22 protein-coding genes are annotated in these 24,963 nt (G+C 70.8%); 21 read left to right on the forward strand and 1 reads right to left on the reverse strand.

Features of this window, described 5'->3' with window-relative positions:
• The first annotated feature begins 15 nt into the window (after positions 1 to 15).
• The 12 genes from IEV65_RS05165 (at position 16) to IEV65_RS05220 (ending at position 14,534) form a co-directional block, all read left to right on the forward strand.
• Complete coding sequence (locus tag IEV65_RS05165) at positions 16 to 1,035, forward strand: hypothetical protein (RefSeq protein WP_188428479.1); 1,020 nt, start codon at positions 16 to 18, stop codon at positions 1,033 to 1,035.
• Positions 1,036 to 1,488: 453 nt separating this feature from the next.
• Positions 1,489 to 1,923, forward strand: coding sequence for a division/cell wall cluster transcriptional repressor MraZ (gene mraZ, locus IEV65_RS05170; RefSeq protein ID WP_188429491.1), 435 nt, complete (start codon positions 1,489 to 1,491; stop codon positions 1,921 to 1,923).
• A gap of 220 nt (positions 1,924 to 2,143) precedes the next feature.
• Positions 2,144 to 3,244: a 16S rRNA (cytosine(1402)-N(4))-methyltransferase RsmH gene (gene rsmH / locus IEV65_RS05175; protein WP_188428480.1), complete on the forward strand. Its 1,101-nt coding sequence runs from the start codon at positions 2,144 to 2,146 to the stop codon at positions 3,242 to 3,244.
• Positions 3,241 to 3,708 (forward strand): cell division protein FtsL, encoded by a 468-nt coding sequence (ftsL, locus tag IEV65_RS05180; protein WP_188428481.1) that lies wholly within the window; start codon positions 3,241 to 3,243, stop codon positions 3,706 to 3,708. The genes rsmH and ftsL overlap by 4 nt, the downstream gene beginning before the upstream one ends.
• Positions 3,709 to 3,744: 36 nt before the next feature.
• The gene (locus tag IEV65_RS05185) at positions 3,745 to 5,640 is read left to right on the forward strand and encodes a peptidoglycan D,D-transpeptidase FtsI family protein (protein ID WP_188428482.1); all 1,896 of its coding nucleotides are present in this window, start codon (positions 3,745 to 3,747) and stop codon (positions 5,638 to 5,640) included.
• A 2-nt stretch (positions 5,641 to 5,642) separates the two neighbouring features.
• Positions 5,643 to 7,115 carry a UDP-N-acetylmuramoyl-tripeptide--D-alanyl-D-alanine ligase gene (locus tag IEV65_RS05190; RefSeq protein WP_188428483.1) on the forward strand — a complete coding sequence of 491 codons (1,473 nt, stop codon included), beginning with the start codon at positions 5,643 to 5,645 and terminating at the stop codon, positions 7,113 to 7,115.
• Positions 7,115 to 8,230, forward strand: a complete 1,116-nt coding sequence (mraY, locus tag IEV65_RS05195) for a phospho-N-acetylmuramoyl-pentapeptide-transferase (protein WP_188428484.1) — start codon at positions 7,115 to 7,117, stop codon at positions 8,228 to 8,230. Before IEV65_RS05190 ends, mraY begins: the two co-directional genes overlap by 1 nt.
• Positions 8,227 to 9,753: a UDP-N-acetylmuramoyl-L-alanine--D-glutamate ligase gene (gene murD, locus IEV65_RS05200; protein WP_229734915.1), complete on the forward strand. Its 1,527-nt coding sequence runs from the start codon at positions 8,227 to 8,229 to the stop codon at positions 9,751 to 9,753. Before mraY ends, murD begins: the two co-directional genes overlap by 4 nt.
• On the forward strand, positions 9,750 to 11,165 hold the full coding sequence (ftsW, locus tag IEV65_RS05205) for a putative lipid II flippase FtsW (RefSeq protein ID WP_188428486.1): 1,416 nt from the start codon (positions 9,750 to 9,752) through the stop codon (positions 11,163 to 11,165). Before murD ends, ftsW begins: the two co-directional genes overlap by 4 nt.
• Positions 11,162 to 12,277 carry an undecaprenyldiphospho-muramoylpentapeptide beta-N-acetylglucosaminyltransferase gene (gene murG / locus IEV65_RS05210; protein ID WP_188428487.1) on the forward strand — a complete coding sequence of 372 codons (1,116 nt, stop codon included), beginning with the start codon at positions 11,162 to 11,164 and terminating at the stop codon, positions 12,275 to 12,277. Before ftsW ends, murG begins: the two co-directional genes overlap by 4 nt.
• Positions 12,274 to 13,764 (forward strand): UDP-N-acetylmuramate--L-alanine ligase, encoded by a 1,491-nt coding sequence (gene murC / locus IEV65_RS05215; RefSeq protein WP_188428488.1) that lies wholly within the window; start codon positions 12,274 to 12,276, stop codon positions 13,762 to 13,764. The genes murG and murC overlap by 4 nt, the downstream gene beginning before the upstream one ends.
• Positions 13,761 to 14,534 carry a cell division protein FtsQ/DivIB gene (locus IEV65_RS05220; RefSeq protein ID WP_229734916.1) on the forward strand — a complete coding sequence of 258 codons (774 nt, stop codon included), beginning with the start codon at positions 13,761 to 13,763 and terminating at the stop codon, positions 14,532 to 14,534. The genes murC and IEV65_RS05220 overlap by 4 nt, the downstream gene beginning before the upstream one ends.
• A gap of 227 nt (positions 14,535 to 14,761) precedes the next feature.
• Here the strand turns inward: IEV65_RS05220 and IEV65_RS05225 are convergent, their stop codons facing one another.
• Positions 14,762 to 16,195: a hypothetical protein gene (locus IEV65_RS05225; RefSeq protein ID WP_188428490.1), complete on the reverse strand. Its 1,434-nt coding sequence runs from the start codon at positions 16,193 to 16,195 to the stop codon at positions 14,762 to 14,764.
• A 154-nt stretch (positions 16,196 to 16,349) separates the two neighbouring features.
• On the opposite strand from IEV65_RS05225, the gene ftsZ reads away from it, so the two are divergent.
• The 9 genes from ftsZ (at position 16,350) to IEV65_RS05270 (ending at position 24,950) form a co-directional block, all read left to right on the forward strand.
• Positions 16,350 to 17,642, forward strand: coding sequence for a cell division protein FtsZ (gene ftsZ, locus IEV65_RS05230; RefSeq protein ID WP_188428491.1), 1,293 nt, complete (start codon positions 16,350 to 16,352; stop codon positions 17,640 to 17,642).
• Between the two features lie 272 nt (positions 17,643 to 17,914).
• Positions 17,915 to 18,112, forward strand: a complete 198-nt coding sequence (locus IEV65_RS05235) for a Flp family type IVb pilin (protein ID WP_188428492.1) — start codon at positions 17,915 to 17,917, stop codon at positions 18,110 to 18,112.
• 88 nt (positions 18,113 to 18,200) lie between these two features.
• Positions 18,201 to 18,605: a TadE family protein gene (locus IEV65_RS05240; RefSeq protein WP_188428493.1), complete on the forward strand. Its 405-nt coding sequence runs from the start codon at positions 18,201 to 18,203 to the stop codon at positions 18,603 to 18,605.
• Complete coding sequence (locus IEV65_RS05245; RefSeq protein WP_188428494.1) at positions 18,593 to 19,594, forward strand: TadE/TadG family type IV pilus assembly protein; 1,002 nt, start codon at positions 18,593 to 18,595, stop codon at positions 19,592 to 19,594. The genes IEV65_RS05240 and IEV65_RS05245 overlap by 13 nt, the downstream gene beginning before the upstream one ends.
• 218 nt (positions 19,595 to 19,812) lie before the next feature.
• A complete protein-coding gene (locus IEV65_RS05250) occupies positions 19,813 to 20,439 on the forward strand; it encodes an RcpC/CpaB family pilus assembly protein (protein WP_188428495.1) in 627 nt (208 codons plus the stop codon).
• Positions 20,436 to 21,629: a CpaE/TadZ family protein gene (locus tag IEV65_RS05255; RefSeq protein WP_188428496.1), complete on the forward strand. Its 1,194-nt coding sequence runs from the start codon at positions 20,436 to 20,438 to the stop codon at positions 21,627 to 21,629. Before IEV65_RS05250 ends, IEV65_RS05255 begins: the two co-directional genes overlap by 4 nt.
• Positions 21,626 to 23,098: a TadA family conjugal transfer-associated ATPase gene (locus tag IEV65_RS05260; RefSeq protein WP_188428497.1), complete on the forward strand. Its 1,473-nt coding sequence runs from the start codon at positions 21,626 to 21,628 to the stop codon at positions 23,096 to 23,098. Before IEV65_RS05255 ends, IEV65_RS05260 begins: the two co-directional genes overlap by 4 nt.
• Complete coding sequence (locus IEV65_RS05265) at positions 23,095 to 24,033, forward strand: type II secretion system F family protein (protein ID WP_188428498.1); 939 nt, start codon at positions 23,095 to 23,097, stop codon at positions 24,031 to 24,033. The genes IEV65_RS05260 and IEV65_RS05265 overlap by 4 nt, the downstream gene beginning before the upstream one ends.
• Entirely contained in the window at positions 24,033 to 24,950 is a 918-nt protein-coding gene (locus tag IEV65_RS05270; protein ID WP_188428499.1) for a type II secretion system F family protein, read from the forward strand. Before IEV65_RS05265 ends, IEV65_RS05270 begins: the two co-directional genes overlap by 1 nt.
• The last annotated feature ends 13 nt before the right edge of the window (positions 24,951 to 24,963 follow it).

Genomic DNA, 24,963 nt, shown 5'->3' on the forward strand with positions numbered 1-24,963 from the left:
TGGGACGGTCGGCGCATGGGTGGGGTCAGAACACGCAAGCAGGCGCTGGAGGAGTGCAGCGCCAAGGCGTACCGCGAACACCTCGCACGCGGCCGGTGGCAGTCGGTGTTCCCGGGTGTGGTCGTGACCCACAGCGGCACGATCAGCTGGCGTGAGCGGCTGGCTGCGGCGCTCCTGGCAGCAGGGGACGGGGCGGTGGCCAGCGGCGAGTGCGCGTTGCGCCTCTGGGGGCTGGCGACGCGCGAACCCAGCATCCTCACCGTGGCCATCCCTGCGTCCCGCAAGTCGGTGAAGTCCCTGCCGGGCGTCCGGATCCGCCGCCGCCGACGCCTCACCGGAGCGACCAGGAAGGGCATCGCCGTCACGGGGCTGCACCAGACCGTGATCGACGTGCTGGCCCTGTCTGCCTGGACGCTCGACGATGCCGTGTCGCTGCTGGCTCGAGCGTGTGAACCGCGGCGGTCGAGCCCCGCTGCACTACGAGCGGAGCTGTCCCATCACCCGCGGCACCCTCGCCGAGCGATCCTGTCGACGCTCCTTGAGGCGGCCGAGCTGGGTATGGAGAGCGGTGCGGAATGGAGATATGTCGAGAGCGTCGAGCGCGCTCACGGCCTGCCACCGATGACGCCGCAGCGTCCGCTCGACCCGCCGCACGACGGAGCGTCGGGTGCCCGGCCAGCCGGCTCGGCGCAAGGGCCGGCCTCAGACGAAGCGCAGCCCGCACGGCCGCCGACGCCGCGCCGACGCCGGCGGCTCGACTTCCTGGACGAGGAGCGGGACGTCGCCGTGGAGATCGACGGTGAGCTCTTTCACCGAGCGACCTTCCGGCAGGACCGGGCCCGTGACCGACGCAGCGCCGGGTGGGGGCGCGTCGTCCTGCGTGCGTGCTGGGTAGACGTCGTCGTGACGCCTTGCGAGCTGGCCGCCGACGTCGCCGTGGTGCTCCGGGCACGTGGCTGGCGCGGTATGCCGGTCCCCTGCTCTCCCACCTGCCCGGTCGGGAGCGACCCGCGTCTGCACCCGCAAGCTGCCTAGTTCTTCCGCGCAGCGGTGGACTGTGGCGAGTCGTGGCCCCTCAGGGGGCCACAGGTCGCCACAGTGCCTCCAGCCTGAGCCACTCCACTTCGCTCCACCGGTGCACTCCACTTCGCTCCACCGGTGCACTCCACTTCGCTCCACGGATGCCACTCCACTTACCTCCACCGAGCCGACCGGGGCCTGTCGCTGAGCGGCTGGCGACGCGCTGACCTGCGGGTATGCCGTGTGGCGGCGGCCTCTGCAGGTCGCTGTAGCGCCTAGGTGACGGGGTGTTCCGACGCAGCGGACGAGATTTCCCTCCACCTCGCTCCACCGGCTCTGACCTGCATTGATAGGGCGTCGATCACCTGACGAAAGGCGGAATTGCCACGCAGGTGGGGCAAAGTGGAGTACAGTGGGGCGCACTGGAAGCGACATACGACCTCGTGAGTGTGGGAAGGGGTGGTCCGAGTGCTCTTCCTCGGCACCCACACGCCCAAGCTCGACGACAAGGGCCGGATGTTCCTCCCAGCCAAGTTCCGCGACCGCCTCGCAGCCGGCCTCGTCATCACCCGGGGCCAGGAGCGCTGCCTGTACGTCTACCCGCTCGCCGAGTTCGAGCGGATCGCCACGGAGATGACCGCCACCACCACGACCTCGCGCGACGTCCGTGACTACCAGCGTGTCTTCCTCTCCGGCGCGAGCGACGAGATCCCCGACAAGCAGGGCCGCGTCACCATCCCGCAGGTGCTGCGTGACTACGCCGGCCTCGCGACCGAGTGCACCGTCATCGGTGCTGGCAACCGCGTCGAGGTCTGGGACAGCGCGGCGTGGAACTCCTACCTCGACCAGGTCGAGCCCGCCTTCGCCGAGCGCTCGGAGGAGGTGGTGCCCGGACTCATCTGAGCCGCACCGCGCGGCCCGCTCCCTGGCCCCTCACCGTCCGCCCGCTCCGACGCGACTTCCCCCGCGCCGGAGCACGCACAAGGCTCGGACGCCGGCACGACTTCCCCCGTGCCGGACCCGACAGCCCTCCGGCACACTTCCCCGGTGCCGGGCGGCCACCCGATCAGGACGGTGGGGGACCAGGGGGCGGGAGGCGTAGCGGCCCACCCGGGCAGACGACATGGCCAAGGCTCCCGACAACAGCACCCCCGACGCCATCCCCACCAGCGACCGGCACGTCCCGGTCCTGCTCGACCGTTGCGTCGACCTGCTCGCCCCGGCGCTGCAGCACGAGGGCGCGGTCTTCGTGGACGGCACCCTCGGCATGGGCGGCCACACCGAGGCGGTGCTGCGCCGCTGCCCGCAGGCTCGGGCCGTCGGCATCGACCGCGACCCGCAGGCCCTGGCGCTCGCGACCGAGCGGCTGGCGCCGTTCGGCGACCGGTTCACCGGTGTCCACGCGGTCAGCGACGACGTCCCGGCGGTCCTCGCCGACCTCGGCCTCGACCGGGCGGACGCGATCCTGTTCGACCTGGGCGTCTCCTCGCTCCAGCTCGACGAGCTCGACCGCGGCTTCGCCTACCGCGCCGACGCGCCCCTCGACATGCGCATGGACCAGACTTCCGGTCTGACCGCCGCCGAGGTCCTCAACACGTATGACGTGCGCGAGCTCGAGCGGATCCTGCGCGAGTTCGGGGAGGAGCGGTTCGCGCGCCCGATCGCAAGGGCCGTCGTCCGCCGTCGGGAGAAGGAGCCGTTCACGACCTCCGGGCCGCTCGTCGAGCTGCTGCACCAGGTGGTCCCGGCCGCGAGCCAGCGTTCGGGTGGGCACCCGGCCAAGCGGACGTTCCAGGCGCTGCGCATCGAGGTCAACGCCGAGCTCAGCGTCTGGACGAATGCGCTCGACGCCGCTCTCCGGGCGCTCGCGGTCGACGGCCGGATCGTCGTCCTGAGCTACCACTCGCTCGAGGACCGCATCACCAAGCGGGGCCTGGCCGCGGGCGCGACCAGCTCGGCCCCGCCCGACCTGCCCTTCGAGCTGCCGGAGCACGCGCCCTGGCTGCGCCTGCTGGTGCGCGGCGCCGAGCAGGCCGACGACGCGGAGGTCGCCGCCAACCCGAGGTCCGCGTCGGTGCGGCTCCGCGCCGCCGAGCGCACGCGGCCCACGCCCGACCAGGCGCCGGAGCGGCGCACCCCCGACCGCCCACCTGCTGACGGACCCGACCACCAGACCCCCGACCACCAGACCCCCGCCCGCCCCGACCCCCAGGAGCTGCCATGAGCCAGATGACCGTCTCCGCGCGCCTCGGACGAGGCGCCGTCGCCGCACCGCGTCCGCTCGTCGACGCGCGGGCCGGGCGCCGCACGCGGGTCCAGGACGCCGCACCGGTGACCGGCCACACCGGCTTCCTGGTCCTATGCCTGGCGATCGTGCTCGCGACCTTCACCGCCGTGCTCCTGCTCAACACGCACCGGGCGGAGGGCTCCTACGTCCTGTCCCGCCTCAACGTCCAGCAGACCGAGCTGCACGACACCAAGGTCACGCTCGAGGCCCAGCTGGCGGAGCTGGAGTCGTCCGAGTCGCTGGCGGCCGAGGCGCGACGCCTCAAGATGGTGCCCTCGACCTCCACGGCCACCATCCGTCTTTCGGACGGGTCGCTGACCGGCGTGGCCTCCAAGGTCGACGGCTCCCGCACGCTTAACGTGGACCTGCCTGCCACGGGAGTGGCGACCGAGGACGAGTGAGGCACTGACCGGCACGACCGCCAGAGGTAGGGACACGTGGGAGCACCAGGAGCTGCGCGCCGTGGCACGCCCGCCCGGCGCGGCACCGTCGCACCCGGGGTGGTCCACCCCGCCCGGCGCGTGCGCACGCTGCTCCTCGGCTGCCTGGTCGTCCTGAGCCTCTTCGCCGCCCAGCTGGTGCGGCTCCAGGGGCTCGACGCCGCCAGCGTCTCGGCCGCAGCCCTCGACGGCCGGCTCGCCGTGACCTCGATCCCGGCCGAGCGCGGCCGGATCACCGACGTCGACGGCGCAGAGCTCGCGGTGAGCACCGAGCGCCGCCGCGTCATCGCCGACCCGACCCTCGCGGCCGACTACACCCTGCGCGACGACGACGGCGAGATCGTCGCCGAGGGCTTCACTGCCGTCGCCCAGGTCGTCAGCGAGGTCACCGGAGCCTCGCGGGCCTCGGTGCTCGACAAGCTCGAGAACCCCGAGGGCTCGCAGTATGCCGTCCTCGTCGCCGACGTCTCCCCGCGCACCTGGCAGGAGCTGCGCAAGCGCAACGTGCGCGGCGTCAGCGCCGAGCCGTTCATGCGCCGTGACTACCCGCTCGGCGAGGCCAGCGCCCCGCTGGTGGGCTGGGTCGGGGCCGGCGGTCTGCCGGCCGGTGGCCTCGAGCTGGTCCACAACACCGGGCTCACCGGCACACCCGGCGAGGCTGTCTACGAGCAGGGCCGCAACGGCGAGAAGATCAGCACCGGCCTCTACGAGGAGACCCCGGCCGAGCCCGGCCAGGACGTGCGGCTGTCCATCGACTCCGACCTGCAGTGGTACGCCTTCGACCAGGTGCGCAAGCGCGTCCGCGAGGCGGGCGCCCTGCGGGGGTATGCCGTGGTGCAGGAGGTCCGCACCGGCCGCATCGTGGCGCTCGCCAGCTACCCGAGCTTCGACCCGGGCGACGACACGCAGAGCGTCGAGGACATGCGCAACACGGCGATCGAGGACGTCTACGAGCCGGGCTCCACGGCCAAGCTCATCACCGCCGCCGCCGCGCTCGAGGAGGGCATCGTCGAGCGCGACACCCCGATCGAGGTCCCGGTCGCGCTGCCCCGCGGCGGCTCGGTCTTCAAGGACGTCGAGCCCCACCCGGTCCTCAACCTCACCTTCGCCGGCGTGATCGCCAAGTCCTCCAACATGGGCACGATCCTCGTGGGGGAGCAGCTCGACGACGAGACGTTCTACTCCTGGCTGCGCAAGTTCGGCCTGGGCAGCCCGGTCGGGCACGGCATACCGGGAGAGTCCGCGGGTCTGGTGCCGGCACCGGACACCTGGAGCGCCACGTCGAAGTTCACGATGATGTTCGGCCAGGGCCTCAGCGGCTCCTTCCTCCAGCAGGTCAGCGTCTTCCAGACCATCGCCAACGGCGGCGTCCGGCTGCAGCCGGGCTTCGTCCAGGGGACCACCGAGGCCGAGGGCCGCTATGCCGAGACGCCGGTCCCCGCCGGCACGCGCGTGGTCTCCGAGGAGACCGCCGCGACCCTGTCGGAGATCATGCAGCAGATCCCCGCGACGGGCGGGACCGCGCCCCTGGCCGCCGTCGACGGCTACCACGTCGCCGGCAAGACGAGCACCGCCGACCGCTACGACAACGACCTCGGGAAGTACTCCGGCGTCACCTCCAGCTTCATCGGTTACGCGCCGGTCGAGGACCCGAAGTACGTCGTCGGCGTCGCCGTCCAGCGGCCCACCCGGATCGGCCGTTTCGGCGGCGTCATCGCCGGGCCGGTCTTCTCCTCGATCATGCGCTACGCGCTGCAGTCGGAGGGCATCGAGCCCGCCACCACCCCGCCGCTGACGCTGGACCTGGAGTACGACCCCGCCGCGAAGGCGCCCGGGGAGAGCGGCGATGTCACACGGGGGGACATTGCCATCAAGGACGAAGGGACCCCCTGAGCGTGATCCCCCTGACCCTGCGAGAGATCGCGCAGGTCACCGGTGGCCGGGTACACCCCGACACCCCCGAGGCGGGAGCGGTAGTCGTGACCGCCACCGTCGTGACCGACTCCCGAGAGGTGGTGCCGGGCAGCCTCTACGTCGCGCGCCGCGGTGACCACGCCGACGGCCACGACTTCCTCGACGCCGCCGCATCGCGCGGCGCGGTGGCCGCGCTGACCAACCGTGAGAGCACGGTGCTGCCCTGCGTCGTCGTCGACGAGGACCCCTCCCGTCTGTCCGAGCGTCCCGACCGCCCGCCCTACGACGCGGTGACGCGCGCCTTCGCCGCGCTCGCCCGTGAGGTCCGCGACCGCTGTGCGGCGGCCGGCGGCCTGCGGACGGTCGCCATCACCGGCTCCTCCGGCAAGACCTCCACCAAGGACCTGATGGCCCAGGTGCTCGAGCGGCTCGGTCCGACGCTCGCGCCGGAGGCGTCCTACAACTCCGAGGTCGGCGTCCCGCTGACCGTCTGCCGGCTGACCGAGCAGCACGCCTACCTCGTCGCGGAGATGGGGGCCTCGGGCGCCGGCCACATCGCCCACCTCACGGCCATCGCGCCGCCCACCGTCTCGGTCGTCCTCAACGTCGGCACCGCGCACCTGGGTGAGTTCGGCTCCCGGGAGGCGATCGGGGTGGCCAAGTCGGAGATCGTGGAGGGCCTGGAGCCCGGCGGGCTGGCCGTCCTCAACGCCGACGACCCCGTCGTCCAGCGGATGGAGCACGTCGCCGCGCGGGTGGGTGCCCGCATCCTCACGGTGGGCCGCGCCCAGGACGCCGACGTCCGCGCCAGCGAGGTCCGCCTCGACGGGCAGGGCCGGGCCTCCTTCCGGCTGCACGCCGCCGACCTCGAGCACGACCTGCGGGTCAGCCTGCGCGTCGTCGGGGAGCACCACGTCGGCAACGCCCTCGCGGTCGCGGCGGTGGCGCACGAGTGGGGTATGCCGTGGGTCGACGTCGCGGACGCGCTCGGCCGGGCGGAGCCCCGGTCCCCGGGCCGCATGCAGGTGACCGCCCGCGAGGACGGGGTCACTGTCGTCAACGACGCCTACAACGCCAACCCCGACTCCACCGCGGCCGCCCTGCGCGCCCTGGCCGCGATGCGTCAGACCGACGGCCGCGTCGTCGCCGTGCTCGGCGGGATGCTCGAGCTGGGGGAGGACAGCGACGCCGAGCACGCCGGCGTGGGCCGCCTGGCCGCCGAGCTGGGCGTCGACGAGCTGGTGGCCGTGGGTGACCTCGCCGAGCCCGCGGCGGCGGCATACCTCGGGGCGGGGGGCGCGAGCGCCCGGACAGTCCCGGACCGTCACGCCGCGCGCGCCCACCTGGACCAGACCCTGCGCGGCGGCGACGTCGTGCTGCTCAAGAGCAGCCGCGACTCCGGCCTGCGTCTCCTCGGCGACGAGCTCGCCCATGCCTCGAAGGACGGTGACTGATGGTCAACGTGGTCATGGCCGGCGGTGTCGCGATGCTGGTGGCGCTCTTCGGCACCCCGCTGTTCATCAAGTTCCTCGTGCGGCGCGGCTACGGCCAGTTCATCCGCGACGACGGCCCCACCAGCCACCACACCAAGCGCGGCACCCCCACGATGGGCGGCGCGGTGATCATCGCCGCCTCCCTGATCGGGTATGGCGTCTCGCACCTGCTCCTCATCCTCCTGGACATGTCCGGCATGGTGGAGGTGACCCACAGCCGGTTCACGCTGAGCGCGCTCCTGGTGCTCTTCCTCATCACCGGCCTCGGCTTCATCGGCTTCCTGGACGACTACACCAAGATCTCCAAGCAGCGCAGCCTCGGCCTCACCTCGGTGGAGAAGCTCGTCGGGCAGACGCTGGTCGCCGTCATCTTCGCGATCCTGGCGCTCCAGTCACCGGGCGACAACACCCGCAGCCCGGCGTCCACGGCGATCTCGTTCGTGCGCGACACCCCCGTCGACCTGGCGGTGCTCGGCCCGGTGCTCGGGGTGATCCTGTTCGTGCTCTGGGCCAACGTGCTCATCGCGGGCGCCTCCAACGGTGTCAACCTCACCGACGGGCTCGACGGGCTGGCGACGGGCGCGAGCGTCATGGTCTTCGCGGCCTACTCCTTCATCGGCATCTGGCAGTACAACCAGAACTGCCAGCTGGCCCCCGGCCCCAACTGCTACGACGTGCGCGACGCGCTCGACCTCGCCGTCGTCGCGTGCTCGGTCGCCGGCGCCTGCTTCGGCTTCCTGTGGTGGAACGCCTCGCCGGCCAAGATCTTCATGGGCGACACCGGCTCGCTGGCGCTCGGCGGCGGCCTGGCCGGCCTGGCGATCACCACGCACACCGAGCTGCTGCTGGCGATCCTCGGCGGCCTGTTCGTCATAATCACCCTGTCGGTGATCATCCAGGTGGCCTCGTTCAAGATGACCGGCAAACGGGTCTTCCGGATGGCGCCGCTGCAGCACCACTTCGAGCTGCTCGGATGGGCCGAGGTGACGATCGTCATCCGCTTCTGGATCATCGCCGGGATCTGCGTGGCGGTCGGGCTGGCCCTCTTCTACGGCGAGTGGGTGGCCAACCTGTGAGCCGGCGCGACCTGGACGACCTCACCCACCGCGACGCGGACTGGGCCGGCCTGCGGGTGCTCGTGACCGGCCTGGGCGTGAGCGGCTTCGCGGCCGCCGACGCGCTCATCCAGCACGACGCCCTCGTCACCGTCGTCGACCGCGGCAACGACTCGGAGAAGCAGGCCACCCAGGCCGGCATCCTCGGGATCCTCGGCGCCGACGTGCGCCTGGGTGCCGAGCACGTGGAGGCGTGGCCCGAGGCGTCGGCGGCCGTGGGCGACTACGACCTGGTCGTCACCTCGCCGGGCTGGCGGCCGGACTCGCCGGTCCTGCGCGCGGCGCAGGAGCGCGGCATACCGGTCTGGAGCGAGGTCGAGCTGGCCTGGCGGCTGCGCCCCAACATCGGCGCGGCGCCCTGGCTCGCGGTGACCGGCACCAACGGCAAGACGACGACGGTCCAGCTCGTGGAGACCATCCTGCGCACCGCCGGGCTGCGCGCGGTCGCCGTGGGCAACGTCGGCACACCGATCCTCGACGCGGTGCAGCACCCGGAGCCCTACGACGTCATCGCGGTCGAGCTCTCCAGCTTCCAGCTGCACCACACGCACACGATGGCGCCGCTGGCCAGCGTCGTGCTCAACCTGGCCCCCGACCACCTCGACTGGCACGGCTCGATGGAGGCCTACGCCGCCGACAAGGCGCGGATCTACGAACGCACCCAGGTGGCCTGCGTCTACAACGTCCAGGACCCGGCCACCGAGCGGATGGTGGAGGAGGCCGACGTGGAGGAGGGCTGCCGCGCGGTGGGCTTCACCCTCGGCACGCCCGGGCTGTCGATGGTCGGGCTGGTCGAGGACGTGCTGGCCGACCGCGCCTTCATCGAGCAGCGGCGGACCTCCGCGGCTGAGCTGGGCACCCTGGACGACCTGCGGCGCGCCTCCGGCGGCGACGCCTCCCCGCCGCCGCACCTGGTCGCCAACGCCCTCGCCGCAGCGGCGCTGGTGCGTGCACTGGGCGTGCCCGCGACCGCCGTGCGCGACGGGTTGCGCGCCTTCCGCACCGATGCCCACCGCACCGCGATCGTGGCCGAGGCCGACGGCGTGACGTGGGTGGACGACTCCAAGGCGACCAACCCGCACGCCGCCCAGGCCGCCCTGCTGGCCTACCCCGACATCGTCTGGATCGCCGGTGGTCAGCTCAAGGGCGCGGACATCGACGAGCTGGTGGCGTCCGTGGCCGGGAGGCTGCGGGGCGTGGTGCTGCTCGGGGCCGACCGGGCGCAGATCGCCGAGTCGCTCTCCCGACACGCGCCGGATGTGCCCGTCCACGACGTCGGGGTCGCCGACCATGGGGACATGGACGCTCTGGGGAGGCTGATGGACGCGGTCGTGGCGCGGGCCGCGGAGCTCGCCGAGCCCGGCCACGTCGTCCTGCTCTCGCCCGCGGCGGCGTCGCTGGACATGTTCCCCAGCTACGGCTCCCGCGGCGACGTCTTCGCCGACGCGGTGCGCCGGCACCTGGGCTCCGAGGGCCAGCGATGACCACCGTGACGCGTCCGGGGCTGTTCGGCCGACGGGGAGGCAGCCCGGCGGAGGGCTGGACGGTGGCCTCCGTCGGCCAGTGGCTCCGCTCGCCCGTCGCGCCCTACTACCTCGTGCTGGCCAGCACCTCCCTGCTCGTCGGGCTGGGGCTGGTCATGGTCCTCTCGGCCAGCAGCGTCAGCTCCTACGCCGAGGACGGCAACTCCTACCTCGTCTTCCTCGACCAGCTCATGTATGCCGGGGTCGGCCTGGTCCTGGCCGTCGCCGCGTCCCGGGTCCCGGTGCGCTGGTGGAAGCGGCTGGCCTGGCCGGGCATCATCGGCGCGCTGGTGCTCCAGGGGCTGGTCTTCTCGCCGCTCGGGCTCGACAGCTTCCAGGGCAACCGCAACTGGCTGAGCATCGGCGGGCGCACGGTGCAGCCCTCGGAGTTCGGCAAGCTCGCGCTGGTCGTCTTCGGCGCGGCGGTCCTGGCCACCAAGCGACGGCTGATCCACAAGATCGCGCACGCGACGATCCCGCTGATCTTCCCGGTCGGGATCGTGCTGCTCGGCCTGGTGCTGCAGGGCAACGACCTCGGCACCGGCATGATCATGGTGGCGATCCTGGGCGGCCTGCTGTGGACCGCCGGGCTGCCCGCCCGCTGGTTCGTCGGCGTGGGCGCGGTGGCCGCCGCCGGCATCGCCTTCCTCGCCGCGGGCAGCGCCAACCGGATGCAGCGCATCCAGGTCTGGCTGGGCGACATCTGCTCGGGCCCCCAGGTGGCCGGGTGCTACCAGAAGGTGCACGCCGAGTACGCCCTCGCCGACGGCGGCTGGTGGGGCCTGGGCCTGGGGGAGTCCCGCGAGAAGTGGGGAATCCTGCCCGAGCCGCACAACGACTTCATCCTGGCCATCATCGGCGAGGAGCTGGGGCTGCCCGGCACGGTGGGCGTGCTGCTGCTCTTCGCGGTGCTGGCCTACGCGTGCTTCCGGATCGTCCACCAGTCCGAGGACATGTTCACCCGCCTGGCGGCGTCCGGGGTGATGGTCTGGTTCCTCGCCCAGGCGATGGTCAACATCGGCTCGGTCATCGGGATGCTGCCGATCATCGGCGTGCCGCTGCCGCTGGTCTCCAGCGGCGGGTCCGCGCTGGTCGCCGCGATGACCGGCGTCGGGCTGCTCCTCGCGCTCGCCCGCTCGCTCCCGGGCGCGGGTGAGGCGCTCGGCGGCCGCACGTCCACCCTGCGCCGCACGCTGGCCGCCGTCCCGTCCGCCGAGAGCGGTCCCCGGGCCGGCGCGCGGGCGAGGCGGTCGTCCGGCCCGGCCCGCACGGCGCGTCCGGCCCAGGCCGCCAGGTCGACGACCCGCGCGCCGCGCACCCATGACGCCCTCGGGCGCACCCGCCGCGGTCACGGCAGCAGGGGCGGCCGGTGAGCGCGCGCGAGGGAGGGCTCTCGGTCGTGCTGGCCGGCGGCGGGTCCGCCGGACACGTCAACCCGTTGCTGGCCACCGCCGACGCGCTGCGTCGTCGCGTGCCCGACGCGCGGATCGTCGTGCTCGGGACCGCCGAGGGCCTCGAGGCCCGGCTGGTGCCCGAGCGGGGCTACGAGCTCACGGTCGTGCCCAAGGTGCCCTTCCCGCGCCGGCCCGACACCACGGTCCTGCGCTTCCCGGCGCGGCTCCGCCAGGCGATCCACACCGCCCGCACCGCGATCCACGACGCGGACGCCGACGTGGTCGTGGGCTTCGGCGGCTACGTCGCCTCGCCCGCCTACCTCGCGGCCCGCAGCGTCGGCGTCCCGATCGTCATCCACGAGCAGAACGCCCGCGCCGGCCTGGCCAACCGCCTCGGCGCCCGCTTCACCTCCGCGGTCGCCACGACCTTCGCCAGCACCGAGCTGGCCCACGCGCGCCGCGTCGGACTGCCGCTGCGCGCCGAGATCCGCGACCTCGACGTCGCGGCCGCCCGCGCCGAGGGGCTGGCGCACTTCGGCCTCGACGAGGGCCGCCCGACCCTTCTCGTCTTCGGCGGGTCGCTCGGCGCGCTGCGGCTCAACACCGCGTTCGCCGCAGCGGCGGCCGACCTGCTGGAGGCCGGGGTGCAGGTGCTGCACCTCACCGGTGCGGGCAAGGAGATCGAGGTCCCCGCGAGCTCGTCCACCGGCGCGCGCTACGTCGCCCTGCCCTACACCGACCGCATGGAGCTGGCCTACGCCGTCGCCGACCTCGCGGTATGCCGTGCCGGTGCCGGCACGGTCTGCGAGCTGGCCGCCGTCGGCGTGCCGGCCGTCTACGTGCCGCTGCCCGTGGGCAACGGCGAGCAGCGGCTCAACGCCGCCGACGTGGTCGAGGCCGGCGGCGGCCTGCTGGTCGACGACGCCGAGGTGACCGCGGACTGGGTGCGCGAGAGCGTCATACCCCTGGTCACGGACGCCGAGCGGCTCGGGGCGATGGCGGCGGCCGCCGCCGCGCACGGGGAGCGCGACGCCGACGACCGGCTGGTCGACCTGATCCTGGCCGCGGCCGACGGGACGCAGCCGTCGTGAGCACGCCGCCCCGCGGGGTCAACCCCCGCTTCGACTTCGCGAGCCCGGTGCCCGTGCCTCCCGCCGAGGAGCTCGGACCCGTGCACCTCATCGCGATCGGCGGCTCGGGCATGTCGGGCGTGGCGCGGATGTTCCTCGACCGCGGCATCCCGGTGAGCGGCTCCGACCGCTCCGACAGCGCCACCCTGCGCTCGCTCGAGGCGGAGGGGGCCACCGTCCACGTCGGCCACGACGCGGCGCACGTGGCGGGCGCCGGCACGGTCGTCATCTCCAGCGCCATCCCCGAGAGCAACCCCGAGCTGGCCGCCGCGCGCACCGCCGGCCTGCGGGTGCTGCACCGCGCCCAGGGCATCGCCTCCCTGCTCCACGGCCGCGACGCCGTCGCGGTCGCCGGGGCCAACGGCAAGACGACCACGAGCGCGATGACCACGGTAGCCCTGCAGGCGGCCGGCGCGGACCCGGGCTACGTCATCGGCGCCCCGCTCGCGGGGACCGGCACCAACGCCGCGCCCGGCGCGCCGGGCTCGCCCATGGTGGTCGAGGCCGACGAGAGCGACGGCTCCTTCCTCGTCTACCGCCCGCTCGTGGCCGTGGTGACCAACGTCCAGCCCGACCACCTCGACTTCTACGGCGACGCCGAGACCGTCGAGCGGGCCTACGCCGACTTCGCCGCGACGATCCGCCCCGGTGGTCTGCTGGTCACCAACGCCGACGACCCCGGCGCCGCACGACTGGCCGCGACCGTGCGCGAGCGCGGCGGCCGCGTCGTGACGTGGGGGACCGAGCCGGCGAGTGACGTGGTCCTGAGCGACCTCGTCACCGAGGGGATGTCCTCCGGCGCCACCGTGACGTTCACGCGCACCCTCGGCCCGGTCGTGGAGGGCGCCCAGGTGCGGCTCGCGCTGCCGGTGCCGGGGCTGCACAGCGTGCACAACGCGACGGCCGCGCTGCTCGCGGCGGTGGCCGGGCTGGAGCTGCCGATCGAACCGGTCCTGGAGGGCCTGGCGCGCTTCCCGGGCGCCCACCGGAGGTTCGAGCTGGTGGGACACGCCGGCGGGGTCGAGGTCGTCGACGACTACGCCCACAACGCGCCCAAGGTCGCCGCCGTGGTGCAGGCGGCCCGGTCGGCGGCGCAGGGACGGCGTGTCGTGGTCGCCTTCCAGCCGCACCTGTTCTCGCGCACCCGCGACTTCGCCGAGGGCTTCGCCGCCGGCCTCGCCCAGGCCGACGTGCTCCTGCTCCTGCCGGTCTACGGCGCGCGCGAGACCCAGGCCGACTTCCCGGACGTGCGCTCCGAGATGCTGGGCGACCTCGTCCGCGCCTCCGGGTATGCCGTGGACGTCCACCTCGCCCGCGACCTCGCCTCCGCCCCCGAGCAGCTGCGCGAGCTCGTGCGGCCGGGGGACCTCGTGGTCACGGTCGGCGCCGGCGACATCACGACCGTCGGCCCGCGGCTGCTCGAGCTGCTGGAGGACGCGCCGCGGTGAGCCCGAGCACGAAACTCTGGGGGAGGCGCGGCATACCAGCGACCCCGACGATGCGACGCCGGGTCCTCGGGCTGACGGCCCTGGTGCTGGTGCTCGTCGCTGGCCTGGTCTTCCTCTTCTTCTGGTCGGCGGCCTTCGTCGTGAAGGACGTGAAGGTGGCCGGGGTGGAGGGCGAGGTCGCCGAGTCGGTGGAGCGCCTCGCGCAGGTGCCGCGAGGCCGGCCGCTGGCGCGCGTCTCGGAGAGCCGCGTCAGGGAGCGCGTCCAGGAGGACCTGCGCGTCGCCGACCTCACCGTCGACAGCGACTGGACCGACGGCACCGTCACGCTGCGCCCGACCCTGCGCGAGCCGGCGCTCGTGCTGCGCCAGGGCGGCACGACGTGGGTCTCGGACGTGGAGGGCGTCGTCTACGACCAGGTGGACAACCCCTCCCGCAAGCTGCCGTCCGTCTGGGTGAGGAGCAAGCCCACCGAGCTGAGCGGTGGCACGGTGCGCGGCCTGGTCGAGCTCTGGCGCACCCGGCCCGACCCCGCGAAGCTCGAGGGCGACCTCTCCGCGCCGCGGCTCGGCGCCGACGGGCTGGTGACCCTGAAGATCGACCAGCTCACCATCGAGTGGGGCGCGCCCGCGGCGGCCGAGAAGAAGTGGCGCGTCATCGAGGCGCTCATCTCGCAGGACAGCATCGACCCGCAGGGGGCCATCCCGCAGACGATCGACGTGAGCCTGCCGGACACGCCGGTGGTGAGCGGCATACCGGAGAAGACCGGCTGAGCCCTAGGCGAAGAGCCAGTACACGAACGCCATGATCAGCATGTAGAGGATGATCACGGTCGTGCCGAACGCGCCCGTCGCGCCGATCCACCAGCCCAGGTCCTGCCAGTCCTGCCGTGTCATGGCACACCTCCTGCTCGAGTCCTCTCTCGACGGTATGCGCCCCGTACGCGGTGCGCCACCGCTGGTCATCTGAAGACCCACGGGCCGCGTGCATTGTGCTCGGCTCACGGCCGACGGAGCAGCGTGTACCCATCGGCTGTGGCGACAGGCGTCCAGCCACCAACCGCAGTGAAGAGCTCTATTGCTGGTGCGTCGGAATCGAGGAGCGCGACCGAACAGTCGTGGGTGTCAGCGAACTCCCGCCACCCCGCTCCGGATTCCATGGCCATGCTGGTGGCCACGTGCGTGGGCGCGTAGATCTCCGAACGACCGTCGACGACAGGAAGGAGGTTCGGTGCCACGTACAGCAACCACCCACCTAGGCCGTAGCTGTTGCACACTGTGGCACCGGGGGGAACGGTCGCCAGCTCGTCGACGAGCCCGGCCGGCCCCCAGGACACCGGTCGCGCCATAGAGGCCACAAGCAGCAGTGCCCCGGCGATCCCCAACAGGATTCCGAGCGACGTCGCGGCGACTTCAGTCGAGCTCACCCGCTCACGTCGATACTCCAGGGCCTCCTCGATCGCGGACGCGGCCACTGGCGCCAGCACGGCGGCTCCGACGGCCACCAGGCGCACACCGATTAGAGCAAGACCGGCCGAGAGCGCGAGGAGCATCAGCGCTCGCCACGTCACCCGCTCGGTCCGACGCGACCACAGGATGACGACCAGGCCAGCCAGGCTCACAAAGATGGCGAACGCGACGTCCATGAGGGAAGCCGGCCTCCACTCAGAGATCAGCGCTGTCGTGGCTGACACCCGAAGCGGTGCCGTCAGGACATGCCAGCCAGCCGGCCCGGCAGCCGCCGCCGCCACCTGGCACAGGAGGATCAGACCGGCCTTGCCGAACCACCGTCTGGAGCCGGCGCGATCGAGGAGCGACCCGAGGACGACAGCAATTCCGACCATGACGCCCACGAACCACATGCCGTGGGACGAGGCCCAGACCCAGCTCAGTGCGACCAGCCACCAACGAGGACGGCCGTCCTGGGCAGAGGCCAGCCACCCGTGCACGGCGAGCAGCGTAAGAACGAAGGTGAGCATCTGGGGGCGGGGCGAGATGCTCGAGCTCATGGCGGCGACCGTCGCTCCCGTGACAAAGCCGGCGACCAGGATGGACGAACGCTGCCGACACACCCAGTAGATCGTCAGCATGAGCAGCGCCAGCGAGACGATCTTGAACATGATCAGTCCCCGCATGCCCCAGACGTCGTCGGCGACGCTCATGGCCAGCTCCGGAATCCATTCGTGCAGCGTCCAGTCCACCGTGGCCGTGCGTGTGAAGGGGTCCGGCCCGTGGAACTGCCAGGCGTCACGGATCCAGTGGCCAGTCCGTACGTGCCAGAAGGTGTCCGGGTCGCCGATGGGGCTGACGTAGCGCAGCAGCGCGACCAGCATCAGCATCGCAGGGAAGGCGAGGCGTGCTGGAAGGGCCAGCCCCCAGTCCCGACCTTGCCTCTGCGTCATGCTCGCTCCCATCTGCCTGATGGTGCGCAGCATAGGGGAGGGTCCGATATCTCGACCTGAGGTCGAGGTTCATGTCCTAGGGGCTGCGCAGCGGGTTCCCCTATGCTCGCGATACACGTCACGAGCACCACCGCTTCGACGAACACCAGCACAAGAACTGTCTGTCCCATACCGGAAGGTCCCGCACGTGTCCGCTGCGCAGAACTACCTGGCCGTCATCAAGGTCGTCGGCATCGGCGGGGGTGGCGTCAACGCCATCAACCGGATGATCGAGGTCGGCCTTAAGGGTGTCGAGTTCATCGCGATCAACACGGATGCCCAGGCGCTGCTGATGAGCGACGCCGACGTCAAGCTGGACGTGGGTCGTGAGCTCACCCGCGGCCTCGGTGCAGGCGCTGACCCCGAAGTGGGCCGCCGCGCCGCTGAGGACCACAGCGAGGAGATCGAGGAGGCGCTGCGCGGCGCCGACATGGTCTTCGTCACAGCGGGTGAGGGGGGCGGCACCGGCACCGGTGGTGCTCCGGTCGTGGCGAAGATCGCCAAGTCGCTGGGGGCGCTGACCATCGGTGTGGTGACCCGGCCGTTCACCTTCGAGGGTCGTCGGCGTGCCAACCAGGCCGAGTCCGGCATCAGCACCCTTCGCGAGGAGGTCGACACGCTGATCGTCATCCCCAACGACCGGCTCCTGTCGATCTCAGACCGCTCGGTGTCCATGCTGGACGCCTTCCGCTCGGCCGACCAGGTTCTTCTCTCCGGTGTGCAGGGCATCACCGACCTGATCACCACCCCTGGTCTCATCAACCTCGACTTCGCCGACGTGAAGTCGGTCATGCAGGGCGCCGGCTCGGCGCTCATGGGTATCGGCTCCGCCCGCGGGGAGGACCGTGCGGTCCAAGCTGCCGAGCTCGCGATCTCCTCGCCTCTGCTCGAGGCAAGCATCGAGGGCGCCCACGGCGTGCTGCTGTCCGTCCAGGGTGGCTCCGACCTGGGTCTCTTCGAGATCAACGAGGCGGCGCGCCTGGTGCAGGAGGCGGCGCACCCCGAGGCCAACATCATCTTCGGTGCCGTCATCGACGACTCGCTCGGCGACGAGGTCCGCGTGACTGTCATCGCTGCCGGCTTCGACGGGGGAGCCCCGACGACCCGCAGCGACGAGAGGGCGCTTGGGCAGGTGCAGGCGGGTGGCGCGGGTCGTCCCGCGGCTCAGCCGCAGCAGCAGCGTCCTGCGACGCCGGCGCCCGGCGCCTACGCTCCGCAGGGGCAGCCCGCCCAGCCGGCCGCTCAGCCCGTGACCCAGCAGCGTCCCGCCGCTGCACAGCAGCAGCCGAGCCAGGGCCAGCCCACCTCCCAGGCGACCCCTGCCCAGGCGGCTCAGCAGCCCGCCCAGCCGCAGCAGCGCCCGGCGCAGCAGCAGCCGCCGCGTCAGGTGACCTTCGAGGACGAGGCCGACGACCTGGATGTGCCCGACTTCCTGAAGTGATCTCACGCTGGCAAGGCCCGGCCGGAGCCTCCGGCCGGGCCTTGCCGTCAGCGAGTGGGGTAAAGCGCAGGTAAAGAACCCCCCAACTGAACGTTTAGACGCCTGAACGGAATGTGACGCACGTCACTGTAACAACGTCTTGTGCCGTTCACCTGCTCAGTGCATGCTGATGCTGCTGGCGAAGGATTGTCCCGACACCGGCTGCGAGTCCCGACTCGCATGGGCTCCCTCGGCTCGGGGGAAAGCCAGCACCCATCTTTCAGGAGGCCATCATGGCTGCAGTTTTCTATGCCCTTTCCACCCTCAAGTCGCAGTTCGGTGACAAGGAGCGCGGCGCCGGGGTTGTCGAGTACGCGCTCGTCATCGGCGGCATCTCGATCGTCCTTGTCCTCGGCGCCGTCGCGCTGAACACCGGTCTCGTCACCGTGTGGAATGAGATCGGCGCCTACCTCGCCAGCCTCATCCCCTGATCGAGGCCTCAGCTTGCGGCTCGTCGGGAGACTGCTGCCTCCCGGCGAGCCGGTCCGCGTCGCCGGCCGAACGGCTAAGGAAGACGTCGTGAGAGCCAGTCGGGTTGCCAGCAGGTCGCACGCCGAGCGCGGCGCGGCGGTCGTCGAGTTCGCGCTCGTCGTCATGCTGTTCCTCATGCTCCTGGTGGCCGTCCTCGAGGGTGGTCGGCTCTTCATCATGCAGGCGAGCCTGGGGTCGGCTGCCCGCGACGCGGCCCGGGTCATGGCCATCAACGCTGATGACGCGGCGACTCAGGCTGCGGCGCGGGCTGACGCGGCCTTCGCCTTCGGCACTCCCGTGTGGGACTCGGCCAACTCGGTCGCCTGTCCCTCCACGCCGGACCCCGACGCCAGCGCCGTAGTCTCGCTCACCTACCCGACCGGCATGATGACTGGCTTCTGGCCAGTGACTTTCACCCTCCGAGGGACGGGCGCTATGCGATGCAACGGCTGATCAGACGACTCACGTCGGAGCGGGAACGCGGCGCGACCGTCGTCACGTTCGCTCTCTTCACGCTCGTCATGCTCGGGTTCGTCGGGCTTGGCGTGGACGGCGCGGCGGTCTTCGCCAAGCGCCAGCATGTGCAGACGGGTGCTGACGCAGCCGCCTTCGCGCTGGCCCAGGAATATGCTCTGACCGGGTGTATTGAGGACGCCGCCCTGGCCCTGGAATATGCCAAGCCGAATGTCCCGAACGAGCAGGACACCACTGCCGTCGACGACGTGGTCTGTGGAATGGAGGGGGACATTCCGTGGGTTCGCGTGAACGCAAGCGCAGAGCAGCCGCCGTTCTTCCTGCAGGCGGTCGGGGCAGGGGCGATCCGTGTTCCAGCGAGCGCCACCGTTGAGTGGGGTTCGCCGGTGGCCGGGAAAGGGTTCCCGCTGGCCTTCTCGGAGTGCGCTTTTGAGGAGCACGAGATCGACGAGTCTTTCGAACTGTGGGTTCCGAAAGACGAGACCTACGAATACCCCGCGTGTGCCGGCTACTCCTACCCTGCAGGCGGCTTCGGCTTCCTGGAGGCGGATGACTGTGAGGCGGAATTCACGAGCGTCGAGGACGGCAGCGGGGAGCTTCCTGGGGTCCCCGGTAATTCCGCCAACACGGTTGACTGCGACTGGGGAGCGCAGATCGGCAAGACCGTCTTCGTGCCGGTGTTCTACGACGTCTCCGACCAGAACGGCGCGGATGCGACCTACTTCGTCGAGAAGTTCGCAGCGTTCGAGCTGCAGGGCATCCACATCCAGCAGACAGGACCCGGTGGCTGGTACCCCAGCTCCTTCCGTACGTCCGGGTACTGCGCCGACGAGCCCACCAGTCCGAGCGAGTGGATGAAGCACTGCGTGTACGGCAAGCTCGTCGGCTACGTCTCGATCGAGGACCACTGGGAGCTCGGTCCCGTCGACCCGACGAGCGAGACGCTGATCATCCGTCTGAAGAACTGAAGAAGGAAGAAACCTCATTGCGTCGCGTCATCGCAGCCCTGGTGGGCGTCGTCCTTGCCCTCCTCGGAGCATTCCTCGTGATCAACTACGCCGCCAACGCCGACGAAAGGGCCGCCGCCGACCTCGAGACTCAGCCGGTCCTCGTCGCGCTGGAGGAGATCCCGGTCGGGACTCCGGTCTCGGACTTCGGTGACCGGGCTGAGGTCCGGCAGGTGCCCGTGGCCGTCGTCGTCGAGGGCGCGGTGGCCGACGTCTCGGCCGCAGAGGACCTGGTGCTGTCGGTCGCGACCGTTGCGGGTGAGCAGCTCTCCACTGCTCGGCTGGTGACGCCGGAGGCGCTGCGAGCGCGGGGCGGCACAGCTCTGCCCGAGGAGCTGAAAGACAGCCATCAGGTCACGGTCCTCCTCGACAAGGCACGAGCACTCGGTGGCAACATCGCTGCGGGGGACACTGTCGGTGTCTTCATGTCCTTCGAGATCGACACCAGCGAAGAGGACCAGAGTGTGGGACCCCAGGAACAGGTGACCACGGAGGACGGCCGCCCGCTCGTCGCCGGGGGCAGCTCGGTCTCCGTGACCGACCTGACCCTGCACAAGGTACCCGTCGTCCGCGTCGAGGGAGCCTACGTGGCGCCTGCGGTGTCGACGGATGAGGCGAAGGACGAGGAGGCAGAAGACCGGCTCTTCGTCACCTTCGCGCTCGACCCCGAGGACGCCGCTCGTCTGGTCTACGCGGCCGAGTGGGGAACGATCTATCTGTCGCTCGAGCCCGAGGGTGCACCGGAGAAGAACGTGCCAAGCGTCGTCATCACGCTTCCGGAGCGTGGCGAGGACGTGCTGCAGTGACGCACATTGTTACTGCCAGTTCGTCCACCGAGCTGACGAAGCGGATCCGCCTGGCGGCTGAGGATGCGCTGACAGTGCTGCGGCCGGAGCAGGTCCCGGCCACGCCGGGACAGCTGCTCGCTCTCTTTGAGGACCAGGTGGCCGTCAGCACCGTCGTCCTGGACGTCACCCCGGGGCAGATGCCTGTCGAGCAGGCGATCGAGCTCACCCGCCGGCTCTGCTCTCACGCAGGTGCGCCCTCCGTGCTGCTGGTCAGCGACGAACCTGAAGCGATCGCCCTGGCGGCGATGCGGGCAGGGGGACGCGACGTCCTGACCCCCGAGGTCAGCATCGAGGAGCTGCGCGCTGTGCTGCGCGAGGCTCAGGAGATGGTCGGCTACGGGACTGCCTCAGACGGCAGCAGGCCGGAGCAAGGGGACGGCCGGGTCATCACTGTCGCCTCACCCAAGGGGGGCGTCGGGAAGACGACGTTGGCCACGAATATCGCCCTGGCGCTGGCGCGCACCTCACCGCAGGGCACGGTCCTCGTCGACCTGGATGTCCAGTTCGGGGACGTCGCGGCCGCGCTCGACCTGGATCCCAGTTACACGTTGGGAGATGTCGCCACGAGTGCGGTCCCGGACATCATCGGACTCAAGGCCCTTCTCACACAGCACCCGTCCGGATTGCAGGTGATCGCAGGCGTGCGATCACCAGTCGAGGCGGACAGGATCGACCCCCGGCTGGTCGGGGACCTGCTGGACGTCCTGCGGCGTGAATTCCGCTACGTGGTCGTCGACAGCGCTCCAGGGATGAGTGAGGAAACGCTGACGGCGCTCGATCACACCAGCGACCTCGTCCTCGTCTCGACCCTGGACGTCCCAGGCATCCGCGGACTACGCAAGGAGTTGGACCTGCTCAGTGAGCTGGCGCTTCCTGCTCACACCCGGCACGTCATCCTCAACATGGTGGACCGTGCCGGCGGTCTGACGGTCGACGATGCCGAGGCGACCCTCGGCGTCGACGCCGATCTGGTGCTCCCACGTAGCCCCAAGGTTGCGCGATCCACGAACCAGGGTGTGCCGATCGTCGAGCTGTTTCCCTCAGACAAGGTGTCGCAAGACATCCAGTCGCTCGTCACGCGCTTCGCCCCGCTGTCCTCTCGGCGTGAGCGGCGGCTCGGCGCACACCGGATCTGGGGGCGGTCATGAGCCTGAGCGACCGTCTCGGTCGGCCGGACCAGGGACGCCATCGTCCAGGACCGGAGCCGGGCGACCAGGTGGCAGAGTCGACCATCGAGTCGCTGTCGGGCATCGAGTCGCGGCTGTCGGCGCCGTCGCTCAGCGTTGACGAGCGGCCAGTGGACCGGTCACTGGGGGACTCCGAGGCCGTGCTGAGGCTCAAGGACTCGGCACGCGAAGAGCTCTTTGAACGGTTGGGTGCGCGTCTGAGCGACCCGACCCTCGATGAGTCGCAACTCCAGGCGCTCGTCCGAGCTGAACTCACCAAGCTCATCGAGGCATCCAGCGTCGCCCTCAAACCGGACGAGCGTCGGCTGCTGATCCGGGAGATCTCCGACGATGTGCTCGGCCTTGGACCGCTGCAACGGCTGCTGGACGACGACAGCATCACGGAAGTGATGGTCAACGGGCCGGACAACGTCTATGTCGAGACCGGCGGACGGCTGCACCGAACCCCAGTGACCTTCACGAGCGAGGACCACCTTCGTCGAGTCATCGAGCGGATCGTCTCGCGCGTGGGCAGGCGCATCGACGAGTCTTCTCCGCTGGTCGACGCCCGTCTGGAGGATGGATCTCGTGTCAACGCGATCATCCCTCCGCTGGCGTTCACCGGCCCGACACTGACGATCCGAAAGTTCGGGAAGGTGCCCCTGCTGGCGCAGGACCTGGTCGACCGAGGATCCATGTCGCGCTCGATGGTCGACCTTCTCAGGGCGTGCGTCGAGGCACGTCTCAACATCCTTGTCTCGGGCGGGACGGGCACCGGAAAGACCACGCTGCTCAACGTCCTGAGCTCCTTCATCCCCGGCGACGAGCGGATCGTGACGGTCGAGGACGCGGTCGAGCTGCAGCTGCAGCAAGAACACGTCGTCCGGCTGGAGTCGCGACCCCCGAACATCGAAGGTCGCGGCGAGGTCACGATCCGTGACCTGGTGCGCAACTCACTGCGCATGCGCCCGGATCGCATCATCGTCGGTGAGGTCCGTGGGGGCGAGAGCCTCGACATGCTTCAGGCGATGAACACGGGGCACGACGGGTCGTTGTCGACGCTGCACGCCAACTCGCCGCGAGACGCCGTGGCGCGGCTAGAGACCATGGTGCTGATGGCCGGCATGGACCTGCCGCTCCGGGCCATCAGGGAGCAGGTGGCCTCGGCCGTGGACCTCATCGTGCACCTGACCCGCCTGCGCGACGGCACGCGTCGGGTCACGCACGTCACCGAGGTCCAGGGGATGGAGGGGGAGGTCATCACCCTCCAGGACGCCTTCGTCTTCGACTACTCTGCCGGCGTCGACGAGCACGGGCGTTTCCTGGGGACCACCCGGTCGACAGGCGTCCGTCCGCAGTTCACCGATCACTTCCGTGAGCTCGGGATCGTCCTCCCCGCAGATCTGTTCGACGACGCACCCGCTTTTGGCAACGAACGGAGACGACGTTGACCAGCGGGTGGATCGTCTGGGTGGCCGCCGCGTTGGTCGCTCTGGCTTTCCTGACCTCGACCTGGTTGCTTGTCGTCCCCTCCCGTGCGGTCCCGATCGACCGTCGACGCTGGAGCGCAGCGCACACCGAAGAGACCACAGGTTGGGGCCATCGCGTCGTCCAGTGGGTGGACTCTCGGCTCGGCGGGCGCGACTTCGCCCGGCGTTGGGCACACGCTCTTGACCGTGCCGGCATTCGGCTTCCTATCGCCGAGTTCCTGCTGCTCGTCGCCGTGCTGGCCATGGTTGCCTTCGCGGTCGGGTTCGTCATGGGCGGTGTCGTGGTCGGACTGCTGCTGGTCGTGCTGGGCCTGCTTGGACTGCTTGCTGTCATCACGCTCCGGTCCGAGCGTCGCAAAGCCGCCTTCGCAGATCTGCTCGACGACGTCGTCCAGCATGTCGCCACCAACCTGCGGGCCGGGCACAGCACCGTGCAGTCCCTGGAGACCGTTGGGCGTGAGATCGACGAGCCAGCACGCTCGGAGCTGCTGAGGGCCGTCAACCAGGTCAGGATCGGTCGCGATCTCGGTGACGCGCTCCTGGAGACCGCTGAACGGATGGACAGCGACGACTTCCGTTGGGTGGCCCAGGCCATCTCGATCCACCGACAGGTGGGCGGCAACCTCGGCGAGGTCCTTGACACCGTGAGCCACACCGTCCGCGAACGGCAACAGGTCCGACGTCAGGTCAAGGCGATCAGCGCTGAGGGTCGGATGTCCGCGTGGGTGCTGATCGCGCTTCCTCTTGTCGTCGGCCTTGGCAGCGCCCTGCTGAACCGGGACTACGCCAGCCTTCTGTGGAGCCGGCCCCTGGGCCTGGCGATGCTGGCCTACGGAGCTGTCTCGATGGTCGTGGGCGCCTTGTGGATGCGTCGGGTCGTGACGGTGAAGTTCTGATGACCGGCCTGGCTGCCCCTGTCCTGTGGTCGACCCTCCTCATCGCTGTCGCGCTTCCGCTCCTGGTCTGGGCCGCCTTCACCCGGGCGACCATGACTCGCAAGACCATGCTGGTCAATCTCAATCGCCAGCTGGATCAGCACCGAGCAGGCGCCGCGCTCGATGACGCCTATACCCCCTCTGGGGAGGGCGCGCTCGTCTCGAAGTTCATTCCTCGCCCACTGGTTCGCAACCTCGATCGGCTGCACGCGCGGTCCGGACGACCGGCACGATGGCCGATGGAGCGCATCCTCGTGCTCAAGGTGCTGGGGACCGTCGCCGGCGTGCTTCTCGCCTACTTCCTCTGGCAGAGCGCACCGTCTGCCGGCCGCCTGCTTCTCGGGCTCGTCGTCGGAACGTTCGTGGCGTTCCTTCCCGAGATGCTGCTCCTGAGCAACGCCAACCGTCGTCGGGAGCGCATAGCACTGAAACTCCCGGACACCATGGACCAGCTCTCGATCGCGGTCGAGGCGGGCCTCGGCTTCGAGGGCGCCCTGCGGCACGTGGCGGGGAACACGACGGGGCCGTTGGCCGACGAGATCGTACGGACGCTGCAGGACATCCAGGTCGGTGTTCCGCGCAGAACGGCATACCAGGCACTGAGCGACAGGGTGGAACTTCCTGCGCTTCGCCGGTTCATCCGGGCCATCATCCAGGCTGAGCAGCACGGGATCTCCATCGCACGAGTGCTTCAGATCCAGGCAACCGAGATGAGGGTCATCCGACGCCTCACCGCTGAGGAGAAGGCGATGCGTATCCCGGTGCTGGTGGCCTTCCCCATGTTCCTGTGCATCTTCCCTGCGCTTCTCGTCGTCGTGCTGGGACCGGCCATCATCAACATCATCGACGCCTTCACCGGCGGACTCGTCGGCCCTTAGGGTGAGGGCTGCG

The sequence above is a fragment of the Ornithinimicrobium tianjinense genome, assembly GCF_014636495.1.
GTDB classification, from domain to species: domain Bacteria; phylum Actinomycetota; class Actinomycetes; order Actinomycetales; family Dermatophilaceae; genus Ornithinicoccus; species Ornithinicoccus tianjinensis.

Excerpts from the sequence above, each read along its gene's own strand:
- IEV65_RS05225 (WP_188428490.1), bottom strand. The coding sequence starts at position 16,195 with ATGCTGCGCACCATCAGGCAGATGGGAGCGAGCATGACGCAGAGGCAA.
- IEV65_RS05165 (WP_188428479.1), top strand. The coding sequence starts at position 16 with ATGGGTGGGGTCAGAACACGCAAGCAGGCGCTGGAGGAGTGCAGCGCC.
- rsmH (WP_188428480.1), top strand. The coding sequence starts at position 2,144 with ATGGCCAAGGCTCCCGACAACAGCACCCCCGACGCCATCCCCACCAGC.
- ftsW (WP_188428486.1), top strand. The coding sequence starts at position 9,750 with ATGACCACCGTGACGCGTCCGGGGCTGTTCGGCCGACGGGGAGGCAGC.
- IEV65_RS05245 (WP_188428494.1), top strand. The coding sequence starts at position 18,593 with ATGCAACGGCTGATCAGACGACTCACGTCGGAGCGGGAACGCGGCGCG.
- IEV65_RS05270 (WP_188428499.1), top strand. The coding sequence starts at position 24,033 with ATGACCGGCCTGGCTGCCCCTGTCCTGTGGTCGACCCTCCTCATCGCT.
- IEV65_RS05235 (WP_188428492.1), top strand. The coding sequence starts at position 17,915 with ATGGCTGCAGTTTTCTATGCCCTTTCCACCCTCAAGTCGCAGTTCGGT.
- ftsL (WP_188428481.1), top strand. The coding sequence starts at position 3,241 with ATGAGCCAGATGACCGTCTCCGCGCGCCTCGGACGAGGCGCCGTCGCC.
- IEV65_RS05260 (WP_188428497.1), top strand. The coding sequence starts at position 21,626 with ATGAGCCTGAGCGACCGTCTCGGTCGGCCGGACCAGGGACGCCATCGT.
- mraY (WP_188428484.1), top strand. The coding sequence starts at position 7,115 with ATGGTCAACGTGGTCATGGCCGGCGGTGTCGCGATGCTGGTGGCGCTC.